This window comes from Paracholeplasma vituli (genome assembly GCF_025446935.1).
GTDB lineage: Bacteria > Bacillota_I > Bacilli_A > Acholeplasmatales > UBA5453 > Paracholeplasma > Paracholeplasma vituli.
The window spans coordinates 64,471-77,998 of record NZ_JAOEGN010000003.1; the positions used below are offsets into that span (position 1 = coordinate 64,471).

The 13,528-nt window shown below is 36.7% G+C and carries 12 protein-coding genes; 9 read left to right on the forward strand and 3 right to left on the reverse strand.

Going from position 1 to position 13,528, the window contains the following annotated elements; genetic code table 11:
* Window positions 1–143: 143 nt before the first annotated feature.
* A complete protein-coding gene (locus N7603_RS02265) occupies window positions 144–2,183 on the reverse strand; it encodes an efflux RND transporter permease subunit (RefSeq protein ID WP_262095712.1) in 2,040 nt (679 codons plus the stop codon).
* Window positions 2,184–2,311: 128 nt separating this feature from the next.
* On the opposite strand from N7603_RS02265, the gene N7603_RS02270 reads away from it, so the two are divergent.
* From N7603_RS02270 to leuS, 8 genes are all read left to right on the forward strand, one after another.
* The gene (locus N7603_RS02270; RefSeq protein WP_262095713.1) at window positions 2,312–2,911 is read left to right on the forward strand and encodes a TetR/AcrR family transcriptional regulator; all 600 of its coding nucleotides are present in this window, start codon (window positions 2,312–2,314) and stop codon (window positions 2,909–2,911) included.
* Window positions 2,912–2,913: 2 nt separating this feature from the next.
* Window positions 2,914–5,256 (forward strand): beta-glucosidase, encoded by a 2,343-nt coding sequence (locus tag N7603_RS02275; RefSeq protein ID WP_262095714.1) that lies wholly within the window; start codon window positions 2,914–2,916, stop codon window positions 5,254–5,256.
* On the forward strand, window positions 5,253–5,942 hold the full coding sequence (locus N7603_RS02280; protein WP_262095715.1) for a dienelactone hydrolase family protein: 690 nt from the start codon (window positions 5,253–5,255) through the stop codon (window positions 5,940–5,942). The genes N7603_RS02275 and N7603_RS02280 overlap by 4 nt, the downstream gene beginning before the upstream one ends.
* On the forward strand, window positions 5,939–6,166 hold the full coding sequence (locus tag N7603_RS02285; protein ID WP_262095716.1) for a heavy-metal-associated domain-containing protein: 228 nt from the start codon (window positions 5,939–5,941) through the stop codon (window positions 6,164–6,166). Before N7603_RS02280 ends, N7603_RS02285 begins: the two co-directional genes overlap by 4 nt.
* Before the next feature lie 577 nt (window positions 6,167–6,743).
* The gene (gene acpP / locus N7603_RS02290) at window positions 6,744–6,974 is read left to right on the forward strand and encodes an acyl carrier protein (RefSeq protein ID WP_305071957.1); all 231 of its coding nucleotides are present in this window, start codon (window positions 6,744–6,746) and stop codon (window positions 6,972–6,974) included.
* Between the two features lie 77 nt (window positions 6,975–7,051).
* Complete coding sequence (locus N7603_RS02295; protein WP_262095717.1) at window positions 7,052–7,396, forward strand: P-II family nitrogen regulator; 345 nt, start codon at window positions 7,052–7,054, stop codon at window positions 7,394–7,396.
* Between the two features lie 14 nt (window positions 7,397–7,410).
* The gene (locus tag N7603_RS02300) at window positions 7,411–8,628 is read left to right on the forward strand and encodes a cation:proton antiporter (protein WP_262095718.1); all 1,218 of its coding nucleotides are present in this window, start codon (window positions 7,411–7,413) and stop codon (window positions 8,626–8,628) included.
* Window positions 8,629–8,716: 88 nt separating this feature from the next.
* Entirely contained in the window at window positions 8,717–11,128 is a 2,412-nt protein-coding gene (leuS, locus tag N7603_RS02305; RefSeq protein ID WP_262095719.1) for a leucine--tRNA ligase, read from the forward strand.
* 74 nt (window positions 11,129–11,202) lie between these two features.
* Here leuS and mnmM read toward each other — a convergent pair whose 3' ends face one another.
* Together mnmM and mnmL are read right to left on the reverse strand one after the other, a co-directional pair.
* Entirely contained in the window at window positions 11,203–11,745 is a 543-nt protein-coding gene (gene mnmM, locus N7603_RS02310; protein WP_262095720.1) for a tRNA 5-(aminomethyl)-2-thiouridylate-methyltransferase MnmM, read from the reverse strand.
* Window positions 11,735–12,670 carry a tRNA modification radical SAM protein MnmL/YtqA gene (gene mnmL / locus N7603_RS02315; RefSeq protein ID WP_262095721.1) on the reverse strand — a complete coding sequence of 312 codons (936 nt, stop codon included), beginning with the start codon at window positions 12,668–12,670 and terminating at the stop codon, window positions 11,735–11,737. The genes mnmM and mnmL overlap by 11 nt, the downstream gene beginning before the upstream one ends.
* 66 nt (window positions 12,671–12,736) lie before the next feature.
* Here mnmL and N7603_RS02320 point away from each other — a divergent pair, with 66 nt between their 5' ends.
* On the forward strand, window positions 12,737–13,522 hold the full coding sequence (locus N7603_RS02320; RefSeq protein WP_262095722.1) for a DUF1189 family protein: 786 nt from the start codon (window positions 12,737–12,739) through the stop codon (window positions 13,520–13,522).
* Window positions 13,523–13,528 lie beyond the last annotated feature (6 nt).

A 13,528-nucleotide genomic window follows, 5' to 3' on the forward strand; every position in this document is an offset into this window, starting at 1 on the left:
TATAAAATCTAGGTTGTGATTTGTATAGCAATCAAATCAAGGTTGCGAAGCAACTTAAAAGTGATAGATATGATTTCACAACCTAAAGTTGATAGGTAGAAAATGCCAATCACAATCTAGATTTTATTGAGTCTTTTTTGCACTTAATTTTTACTTCGTTTTTTGAGTAAGGATACCACATAATATTCGATATCGATAAGTATTAATACGAATAGTATACTGAATAGAAATGAAATTATTGTACCACGACCGAGCATGATTCCGATATCCTGTATGGCTTCCATATCTGAAACAATCGCCTCAATAAACCCAGCAACCGATAATATGAATGCAGAAATAAGGATGGATGGAATCGACTTTTCAAGCGCATTAATATAGGCTTCTTTGTGTGAATTAACTTTGCGTTCTTCTAAGTACCTAGAAGTCAATAAAACAGCGTAATCGATGGTAGCTCCCAGTTGAATCGATAGAATGACTAAGTAACCAATATAGATGATCTCAGTTCCACTGAGAGCATTAATTGCCATATTAACCCAAATTGAGGATTCGATGACAAGAACTAATAGCAAAGGAATTAGAATGGATTTAAAGGCTACACCAATGACTAATGCAACCAACGCAATGGATATCCATAAAACTAAGGCAGTATCACTCAAGATTAACGACTTAATATCGGAAGTAGCAGGGATAACTCCAATAAAATAGGCTTCATCAAAATGGAATTCAGTCTTTTCTATAATCGCTTTGTTCAGTGCATAGAAAGCATCCGATTCAGAACTTATAGCGGTGTTGATAATAAACCTTGAGTAACCACTTCGAATAAAGTTCGCTTTTGTTTCAACAGGAATGAAGTCTCTTGGGATACTTGGATCGACTGCGGTGACTAGAGCAGAGACACTAAGAACGTTATCCTCAGCCATTAAGGATTGTACGAGTGCAACTTCTTTAGCCACATCTTCACCTTTAACAATCACGACAATCGGGTTGAATGGTCCAAAGTTGGCTTCAATAAAATCTTGATCCGACTTCAATTCACTCGAAGACTGTGGTGCGTTTTGGTATAAATAATCTGCTTTGCCTTGATAATAAAATCCGAGGCCACTGATAATGAGGAATAAGACCAATAATCCCTTTCGATACTTATAAATAACGTGTGAAATACCTTTGAATGAAGGAAGTAAACTCTTGTGTGTCGTTTTATCAATACATTTATTCGAAATAACTAAAAGGACTGGTAGTAAAATGATTGTAGATAAGTAAGATAAAAAAATCCCTTTGGCTAATACCAATCCAATATCTATCCCAATACGGTAAGACATAAAACAAAGCGCAATGAAACCGAAGATGGTGGTTAAACTTGAAGCTGTAATTGAGGTGAAACTCTTCTTAAGTGCCATGGTGACACGTTCAATTACAGGTAAATTCGAATATTCATGGTATCGATGAATTAAGAATAAACTATAGTCTAAGGACATAGCGAGTTGTAATGCCATTCCCATCGTCATGGTGATGAAGGAGACTTTTCCTAAAATACCATTAGTACCTAAGTTTAATACAATCGCGATACCAAGGGTTACTAAAATCAATAAGGATTCAATATAGGATCTTGAGACAAATACCAATATGAGGATACAAATTGGTACGATGATTGCCATAATGAGCCATAACTGTGAAGCTGCGACTTCATGTGCTTCAAGATTATTTAAGATTTCACCTCGCATATAGAGTTTGGTTTCAGCCAGGTCTTTAATATCCTCAATCACACCTTTCAAGCGTGTATCGTAACTAGAAAGTGTGAACTCAACTGTGATTTTGGATTTTCCATCGTTATAAAATGGTAATCGCACTTTATCAGGGACAAAATCGATTGGGGTGATTGATAAATCAACATAATCGTCTAACCAAATAACCGAATAGATATAAGGTAAGGCTTTAATTTCATTTTTAAATACGATAACCTCAGAAGTGCTTAACCCATTGACAACAATATCGACTGATGCGTGATTGCCAAAAGTGGTTTCTAGGATTTCTAAGCCTTGTTTTGTATTCGAATCCTCTGGTAAATACGTACTCATATCATAGTTCGTTTTCACAGAAAAAGACAGAATCCCAAAGATGATGGTCAAAACGAGCGAAAGAATCAGGGTCAATAAACGGCCCTTTTTAGATGAAATGTAACGCATATGAACCCCTTTCTGAATAAAATCAAATATTCATTTTAAATTTACATTTTAATTATAGTGCTAATATGATATAAATGAGATATGAAATCACGTTTTAAAAACCATTTCAAATCGTATTTGGAGGCTCTATGCGAAATCAAGAAATTAAGCGAAAAATCATTACAGAAACGCGGGTTTTAATCTCAGAAAAACGAACGGTTACGATTAAAGATATCGCCGATAAGTGTTTTATGAACATTGCTTCGGTCAACTATTACTTTGGATCGAAAGAACAATTAATTGATCAAGTTCTCGATGAGGTTATCCTCGAACTTAAAAAAGAGATTAGCAATTTGTTATTCGAAAATGAACACAAATCCAAAAGCGAACTCCTCGAATCGATGATTACCTATACGTATAACTTTTCGCTTGAGAATATTGGATTAATTTCGTATTTGTTTTTGAATCAAGACTCCTCTGACCGTGCGGGTAATAAACTGATTGAAACGTTTTTCTCAAATAATCCATTTACCCAAATGATTTATGAAAAATTAAACGTCGAAATGAAAACAATCGATCCAATGGTCATTTATGCGAAATACGTCATTTTATTCTCAAGTTTCGCGATGCCTTTATTCATCTCCATCGCCTCGAATAGCTCACCGATGAATATTCAAGTGGAGACGTTTAAAAATGAAATTTTTAGACAGTATTTTATTCGTGAATTACTCAGAATAATTGAGGTGTAACCATGGAAAACTTAGACAAAAATTTAAACCAATTGACCATCAAGGAAAAGATTAATCTCTTATCTGGAGATGGCCTTTGGTACATTAAACATTATGAAAAACTTGGGTTAAAGCGGTTCATGATGACCGACGGTCCGCATGGGCTTCGTAAACAGGCTTCGAATGACGCGATGGGCATTGCTGCGAGCTTTAAAGCAACGTGTTTTCCAACAGCATCACTTTTAGCGTGTTCATTCGATCCAAAGCTCATATATGAAATGGGTCAAGCTCTCGCAAACGAAGCGATACAACAGGATGTTTCCATGATTTTAGGTCCTGGTATCAACATTAAGCGGAGCCCACTGTGTGGACGAAATTTTGAGTATTTTAGTGAAGACCCACTATTAGCAGGTACTCTAGGTAAAGCCTATATTGAAGGGGTTCAAAGTCTAAACATAGGAACATGTCTTAAACACTATTATGGGAATAATCAAGAAAAACATCGAATGACCATTGACGCGATTATCGATAAGAGAGCCATGTATGAGATTTACTTGAAAGCCTTTGGAATTGCCATCCAAGCGAAACCATGGTCAATCATGACCGCCTATAATAAAGTAAATGGAAGTTATGTGGCTGAATCTAAATGGTATATGTCTGCGATTGCTCGTAATCGATTTGGGTTTAAAGGTGCTTTTATCACCGACTGGGGTGCGATGAACAATCGAATTGCCTCCATCAAAGCTGGGCTCAGTTTAGAGATGCCGGGGTCGAAAAACAATATCATATATCAAGCATACAAAAAGGGTTTAATCACGGAATCTGAAATTGATTTTGCTGTAAAACCTGTACTATGGATGCTTGAAAAAGGTTCACAACAAAAAGTAAAATCAGAAACCATAGACCACCACGAACTTGCACGTAAAATCGCAGCTGAGTCCATGGTACTTATGAAAAATGAAGGGGTTTTACCATTAAAATCCACTCAAAGTATTGCATTAATCGGACGATTTGCTAAAGAACCACGCATCCAAGGCAGTGGTTCATCTAAGGTTAATCCGATCAAAGTCGATACTTTATATGACATATTTCAATCACAAAATATTCCCTTTGAATATGCAGATGGATATACCTTAGATACCAAAGAAAACCTGAACCATATACAAGAAGCCTTGAATGTATGTAAAGATAAGGATGTCGTCATTCTATCAGTAGGACTTACAGAACTATATGAATCAGAAGGCTACGACCGAACGCATCTAAATATACCTCTGCAACAGCTTAAACTCATTGAGGCGGTCAGTGAAGTTCACTCTAACGTAGTTGTCGTCTTACAAGGCGGTTCGGTGACCTTAATGCCTTATAAAGAGGTTGTCAAAGCTATCCTAAATGCATATTTAGGTGGTGAAGCAGCTGCTTCAGCCATTTATGATATTTTATATGGTAAAGTCAATCCAAGTGGTAAACTCGCTGAAACATACCCGTTAAGATTGGATGATACTTCTAGTTATCCATTCTTTCCAGGTGGGACGAAATCCGTTTACTATGCAGAGTCAATTTATGTTGGGTATCGTTACTTTGATAAAAAAGGACTTATGGTCGCCTACCCATTTGGTTATGGACTCAGTTATAGTGATTTTGAGGTTAAAGAAGTTAAACTATCCACTCAATCACTTAAACGACATGAAATGTTAAAAGTCAGTCTAAACATTACAAATAAATCCAATATAGATGGTAAAGAAACCATTCAAATATACGGTTCGGATTTAGGAACTGAAGTACATAAACCTTCTCAGGAATTGATTGCTTTCAAAAAAGTATCCGTTAAAGCACATGAAACCAAACAGGTTACCATTGAAATACCCTATTCACACTTTGAGTTTTTTGATGTTGAAGTGGATGAATATAGAGTCAAACAAGGTGCTTATGAAATCAAAGTTGGGGATTCTTCCAGAACATTCTATCAAATCGAAACCATTCATATTGAAGGCGATACGATTGAACCGACTTTAGAATCGGTATACCATACGCTTGATCGCTACATCAGTATTCATGACTTTGAACAACTTTATGGTGAACTCCCACCAAAGGAGGATACAGAGCATCACAAGATCCATTTAAACTCAACCATCGGTGAAGTTAAAGAAAGTCGCGTAGGCGGACTCATCTATAAGATTGGATTAAAAGAAATCCAAAAAACCAAAACCGATGAAGCGACTAAGAAAATGATGAAGGAACAATTTGAAGAACTTCCTCTTCGTGCAATCCCTCTTTTTTCAGGAGATAAAATCACCCATAGACGTGTCTTAGGATTAATCGATATGATGAATAAGCACCCATTTAGAGGCTTGGTAAAAATGATATGACTGACTTAAAAATCCCTTATGTAGAAAAACTTCATGACCAACCTAAAGGCCTGTTTTTCATCATGCACGGCCATTTTGGTAATAAAACATTTTCAAATTTCTTAGGACTCGCAGATAAAATATTTGATTTAGGATACGATGTAGTTTCGGTGGATGCGTATAAACATGGTGATCGTAAAGCTGTACCCTATTTTGAGAACGATCCTGTATTAACCACGATTGAAATGTTAACTGTAATTGAACATACTTTAAGTGATATCGTATACTTATATAAAACCAATTATCAAAATAGGACAGATAAGGTTTCAATTGTTGGAACTTCAATGGGTGGACATATAGCCTATCTTTTGAATCGCTATTTACCTATAGAATTCTGTATACCCATCATAGGTACACCCAATCTAGGATTACATTATGAGACGAAAAAGAAGAAAATCCTAAAAGAAAGGTATACTCTGATCGAAGAACAAGTGAATCGTCTTACACTTAAAAAAGAAGAGTTTACGCCTCGTTTTGCATTCGCTCTACAAGGCGATTATGATGATACTGTGAGCAAAGAACCCTCTAAAGCATTCATAGAATCTTTTCGTAAAGAACAATATATCTATAAGTCATATCCTTGTGGACATGACTTAACTCAGGAAATGATTGAGGATATAATCCAATATGTGAGGATGAAAGTATGAAAGTATTAGTCGTCAGATTAGCAGGGCTTCATTGTGGGTCCTGTTTGAATACAATCGAACGTATCTCTAAGGAACTCGGCGCGATAAAAGTAGATATAGAACTATCTACTATGATTGGAAAAATCTATTATGAATCCATTGATGAAGAAACTGTCATTGATACCATCGAGCAGTATGGATATCGAGCAGAAAAGCTCGCATCCTATGATGAGTGTGAACTCTAATGTATTCAAACTGCGGTAATGAATGTCATGTCAGCCATGACAAGAAATACTTCGAATAGTTCTTCATTTCATTATTTTCCCTTATGTGGGGTTTATAGCTTATTTTATGTTTAAAGCATATAATAAACGAGCAGCTAAACAAGCTTTAAATGGGCTCATAGATTCTTATGTTTCATATTCTTTGGCTTTATGATTATTATTTCGTATGCGTTTCTAATTGGTATCCTCTAATGTGATGCAAACACTGTGGACATGTGCATGTAGAAGGCGATACTTATTGTCGAGGGTGTGGATTTATAGCAGAACCCATTGAAGATAAGAGTATAGCTGACTATGCTTAATGGTTTGTATTAGGTGCAATATTAAATGTATTTACCATAATAATATATGCGATATATTTTATGAAAGACAAAATAATAGCATTATCAAGCCTTTATGGCATAATGACTTTATTTGCTTTCTATTTCATTACCGAAATAATTAATTTGATATTCAAATAAAAAACGTCCACAATCATTGACAAATGGACGATGATGGATTACAATAACATGTGACTACACTAAAGGAGGATATCATTATGGTTTTCGAACGCGTTAAAAAAATGATATTAAATGAATTAAAAGTTGAAGAGTCAAAAATTACACTAGAAGCTCGCTTACAAGAAGATCTTGGTGCGGATTCATTAGACGCAGTTGAGTTAATTATGAATATGGAAGATGAATTTGATGTCTCAATTTCAGACGAAGTAGCTCAAAACTTAAAGACTGTTGGCGACTTAGTAAAATATATCGAGTCGCAAGGCAAATAAGGACAATGTTCCTTATTTTTTTTTGCACATTCTAAATAGATAGGCGTATAATAAAAAAAGTAAGGGGGAGTAGACATATGAAGTTACTCATTTTCATTTTAAATAAAACTGAAAAACTCGACCGATTATTAAAAGAATTGGCCAAAGCACATATCACAGGTGCTACCGTATTTAATTCATCTGGCATGGCCTCACAGTTAAGCAAGACCAACGATGAAACACTATCAACGATTTTTGGATCGTTGAGACATCTACTTAAAGATAACCAAGTAGATAACAAAACCGTTATGATGGTTGTTAAAGAAGAAAGTATTGGAATTATTGAAAGAATCATTCAGGAAGTAGTTGGGGATATCAAAGAACCTAACACCGGGCTTTTATTTACAGTTCCAATCGATTTTATCAGAGGTTATAAACAATAATGATTCTCTTTTACATGGCCGTGATCCTCATAACAGGTTTGTTATTTGGAAAATTGGCGAAATACTTTAAACTACCCAATGTCACTGGGTATCTTTTAGGGGGTCTCATCATCGGACCCGTATTGGGATTGGCTTCTGTGCATATCATTCCAGATACAGCTTATGAGGAATTACACACCATCAGTCAAATCGCATTAGGATTTATCGCATTCACAATTGGTACTGAGTTTCAGTTATCCTATTTCAAACGTGTCGGTAAACTACCGATTGTCATCGCGACACTTGAATCGTTTTTCGCGATTATAGTCGTATTCTTGACACTTATCGCATTTGGTAACGATCTGCGTTTCTCGCTAGTACTATCAGCCATCGCCGCAGCGACCGCACCAGCCGCTACCATTATGGTTATTAAACAATACAAAGCTAAAGGTGAAGTCACTGAAAATCTACTTAGCGTTGTCGCCATTGATGACGCAACCGCGATTGTATTCTTCGGGATATTTGTTGCGATTGCAAAAGCAGTAGGTAATGTTTCCGGGGATGTTAATATCTCTTGGATGATTATCAAACCGTTTGTAGAAATTATCCTAAGTTTAGGGATTGGAGCCTTAGCGGGACTTATCATCTCTTACGGATTTAGATGGTACACTGGTCGTGGGAACCGTTTATCCTTATTAATCGCATTCATTTTCTTAGTGGCTGCCACACCGGAACTCATCAAGTTAGCCTTACCCGATTTTGAAGTTTCCACTTTGTTGGCTTGTATGATGATGGGGGCTGTGTTTACTAATCTTGCAAAAGAAGATGTGTTAGACACCATCATGTTCTTAGTAGATCGTGTCACACCACCCATATTCATTATGTTCTTCGTTATATCTGGTGCTGAACTCAAGTTTGATGTATTACTTACTGTTGGTGGGATTGGGGTTATCTACATCGTTGGACGTGTCATTGGTAAACTCTTTGGAGCTTCCTTAGGCGCTAAAGTCGCTAATGGTTCACCTAATGTTCGAAAATATCTGGGATGGGGCTTAGTACCTCAAGCTGGGGTAGCGATTGGTTTGACCATCGTAGCTGCAAATATTGTTCCAGAATACTCTGCGAAAATCTCGGCTGTAATTTTATCAGCAACCTTTATTTATGAACTTGTTGGACCACTCATTACCAAAACAGCGCTCACTAAAGCAGGCGAAATTTCACCTGAACTTGCAAATCAAAAAATGTCCCATTAAAAAGCACGAAACCACGTGCTTTTTTTCTAGTATTTGTTTTAAAAAACAAGGTTTTGTTTTATAATGGAAACTATGAAAGAGTGATGTTATGGAATATAATTTTAGAGCCATTGAAAAAAAGTGGCAAGACTATTGGTTTAATCATAAAACCTTTAAAACCGAAAACGACCAACTTAAACCGACTTATTATGTGATGAACATGTTTCCTTACCCATCTGCACATGGGCTTCATGTGGGCCACATTGAATCGTATACAGCGACCGATATCATGAGTCGTTTTAAACGCATGCAAGGCTTTAATGTCTTACACCCAATGGGTTGGGATGCGTTTGGATTACCAGCAGAACAATATGCACTACAAACAGGTAATGATCCTAAAGATTTTACTTACAAAAATATCCAAAACTTTAAACGCCAAATTTTAGAAGCGGGCATTGGTATCGACTGGGATAGAGAATTCGCAACCGCCGATAGTGATTACTATAAATGGACACAATGGATTTTCATCCAGCTGTTTAAACATGGGCTTGCTGAAAGAAGAGACGTCGAAGTCAACTGGTGTGAAGGTTTAGGTACAGTACTTGCCAATGATGAGATTGAGATCAAAGATGGTGTCATGGTTTCAGAACGTGGTCATTATCCTGTAACCAAGAAAGCCATGAAACAATGGGTATTAAAGATCACTAAGTATGCTGACCGCTTGCTTGAAGATTTAGACCTACTCGATTGGCCAGAACACATTAAAGAGATGCAAAGAAACTGGATTGGTAAATCTGTTGGTGCGAAGATTACATTTAAAGTCGTCCAAAGTGACATTTCATTTGATGTTTTCACGACACGTCCGGATACCTTATACGGAGCGACTTACTGCGTATTAGCGCCAGAAAACCCACTTGTACTTGAAATCGCAACTCAGGATGAACTTTCTACAGTTAAAGCATATATTGAACAAACCAAACAAAAAACAGACCTTGATAGAGGAGATTTAAATAAAGATAAGACGGGTGTCTTCACAGGCGCTTACGCCATCAATCCAATCAACAATCAAAAAGTGCCAATTTGGATTGCTGACTATGTACTTGCTTCCTACGGCACTGGTGCGGTTATGGCTGTTCCTGCTCATGATGAAAGAGACTATGCTTTCGCGTTAAAACATGGTTTAGATATCGTTAAAGTCATTGAATCGGATGAAGAAGGCTGTTTCACAGGCGATGGTGTCCATATTAATTCAGGCATTATCAATGGCTTAAACAACGAATCTGCAAAAGAAGCCATCATTGCTTATCTTGAATCCTTAGGATTAGGACAAAAAGAAGTCACCTACCGCTTAAGAGACTGGGTATTCTCACGTCAACGCTATTGGGGTGAACCATTCCCTGTGTTGTTTGATGAAGAAGGCAATGTTATTGCACTAGATGAATCCGAATTACCACTTGAACTTCCAAAAATGCTAAATATTAAACCCAGTGGAACGGGTGAATCGCCACTTGCGAACTTATACGAATGGATTCATATTCAAAAAGACGGAAAGCTCTACAAACGTGAAACAAATACGATGCCTCAGCTTGCTGGGTCTAGTTGGTATTATATTGGCTATGTTCTAAAAACACTGGTAGGCTTTATTCCACTTAATACCGAAGAAGCTAAAAAAGAACTCGATAAGTGGTTACCTGTTGATATTTATATTGGTGGGGCAGAACACGCTGTTGGTCACTTACTATATTCAAGATTTTGGCATAAATTCTTATTTGACCTAGGACTCGTTTCATCTAAAGAACCGTTTATGAAACTATTAAACCAAGGTATGATTTTAGGTTCAGATAACCAAAAGATGAGTAAATCTAGAGGTAATGTCGTTAATCCAGATGAAGTAATCGAATCCTATGGTGCCGATACCTTAAGATTGTATGAAATGTTCATGGGCCCACTTGAAGCGGATAAACCATGGAATACCGAAGCCATCGATGGGTCTAAACGATTCTTAGACCGCGTTTGGAGAATGTATTATCTTCCAATTGAGGATAGCGTATCTGAACTGGACTATATTTACCATCAAACTGTGAAAAAAGTCACAGAAGATTATGACAAACAAGCTTTCAATACCGCGATTTCTCAAATGATGATTTTTGTGAATGAAGTCTACAAACAAAAACGCTTGTCGAAAGAACAAGCGATTGGCTTCTTAAAACTATTGAATCCGATTGCACCACACATCACAGAGGAACTCTTCCAAACTGTGTTCAATAAAAAAGATATTATTACCTATCAAGAATGGCCATCATACGATGAGGCAAAACTGGTATTGAATGAAATTGAAGTCGTGGTTCAAGTGAATGGCAAACTTCGCGATCGTGTCATGGTGTCACCAGACGAAGATGGTGAAGTTGTCAAAAAACTAGCTTTAAAAGCTGAGAACGTTGTAAGATTTACTGAAGGTAAGCAAATCGTTAAAGTGATTTATGTTCCAGGTAAATTGGTCAATGTTGTCATTAAAGAATAAATAATGAATGTACAGTCTATAAATGGCTGTACATTTTTTCATTAAAAAAGCTCGTTACCAGTGCGGTAATGAGCTTAATCGTTTTGTTTTTCAATGAGGATTATGAATGGTGCGTTCTTTCGGTTTTGAATTTGATAGATAAGACTTAAGAATGACCTTGGGAGTGTCTGAACGTATTTTAGAATTAAATCAGCTTCTAATGTACCCTCAGGATGTCCTGGATAAGCCGTAATCAATATGAAGTCATCATTCTGCATTTGTTGGGTAATACTTTTTAGAGTATCAAGTGTAACAAGCGCTTGAGTTGTAATCGATTTATCTCCATTTGGTAAATAACCAAGGTTGAATACTACACCCTTGTAAGCTTCAATTTTAGAAATATTCTCGAAAGAATCATTAAATAAAGTGACGTTTTCTATACTGGAATTCTTTATTTTTTGGAGGGTTCTTTCGATTGCAATGGCTTGGATGTCAAACCCGATGACGTGTTTGGCTAGTGACGCAAGCAGCAAGGTATCATGACCATTACCTACAGTCGCATCGACGACGACATCACTTTTTGTTACGTGTGTCTTTAAGTAATCGATCACAAATTGTTGGATATGATTATCCTTCATATAAATCACCTTGCCAAGCATTTAAAGCACGCATCCGTTTATCAATCTCATTTTGAACAACGAATTTCTTAATGGTCCATTTGGGTTCAATCAATAGTTTTAATGGAGCATCCCCGGTCACTCTGTGAACAATAATCGAAGGTTTAAGCATTCGGAGTTGATCAACAGTGATATTGACATACTCTTCAAGACTTAAAATTGGAAATGGATTCTTCTTATAATCAAAGCCCATTTTGGTTTTTTCCATCACGTGAAGCATATGGATTTTAATGCCTTGTATGTCTAGTGTATTCAGGTGTTTTACAGTTTCTAACATCATTGTTTTAGTTTCATAGGGTAATCCATTGATGATGTGTGCAACCACTTCGATGTTACGTGCCCGTAAAGCTCTAACAGCATCATCGAAACACTTTAAGTCGTGCGCACGGTTGATTAAATTCGAAGTTGTTTCATGGATGGTTTGAAGTCCAAGTTCGACTTGTAAAGGCATCCTAGTATTTAAATCCGCTAAATAATCAAGCACTTCAAGCGGTAGTGAATCGGGTCTTGTCGCAATCGAAATCATCACGATATTAGGGTCTAGCGTAATCGCTTCCTCGAAGAGTGCACTTAACTTTTCGATGGGTCCATGGGTATTGGTATTCGCCTGAAAATAGACGATATAATTGGCTTTATCTGGCCATTTAAGATGCATCATTTCTTTGATGTTATCAAATTGAGTACGGAGTGGATCATACTTAGAACCGGCAAAATCGCCAGAACCTAAAGGTGTACAAAACGTACAACCACCCCGTGCGACTGTACCATCAATGTTTGGGCAAGTGAAGTGTCCATTCAGTGCAATCTTAAAAACCTTGTTTGGATATTGGTGTCTGTAATAGTTGTTGAGTGTGTTATAATGTTTTTCGTCAGTCAATAGATTCATGTCATCACCAAATGTATTTTAACACAGGTGTCTTATTATGTTATAATAAAAAGAAGAGGTTATGCCATGTTAAAACGAATTCAAATATCGGTATTTCAACCGAGTAAAATTGCATTTTTCCTAAAAGATAAAATGGGTTATGTATTTCTATACATGGCTCTTTTGGCATTTATAGCCTCCTTACCGATTATCATTAAGTCGTATGTTTTATCCCCTTTTACGCCAGAAGTTGAACAAGAATTGATTGGTCTTTTTATTCAAAAAGCCCCGGATTGTGCGATTACTAATGGGGAGATGACCTGTGTCACTACAGATGGTTTTACGTATAAAGATATGCGTATTCACTTTAATGAGCCTTACGATACCTTTGAAACCCAATTGGTATTTGAAAAAACTGGATTAGGATTTTACGCGAATCGTACACAAATTGAATCACTTACCTATCTAGAACTCGGTATGGAAAACTTTGATTTTGACCTAACCGAAACAAAGGATATCGAGACTTTTAAAACCGCACTGGTTAAGTTAGATGCGAATTACCGTAGTTTCTACGCCACAGGGTTCTCATTAGGTATATTCATTTCAAATTTTGTCTTATACCTCGCTATCGCAGGGATAATGGCTTTATCCTATGGTGTACGTCTACAAAAACTGAACTACCGTTACCGTTTCATAATGGCAGCTTATGCCAGTACGGTTTATTTTATAATCGCTTTAATCGCAGAATTGTATGGTTTAGGTATCTTGATGCTAGTCGGGATGATCTTACCATTTGTTATGATGGCGATGGCGTTTAATGGATTAATACGAATGTCCAAAGTGGTCATTCGTAAAAAAGATGATGAAGAGTAGGCTTAA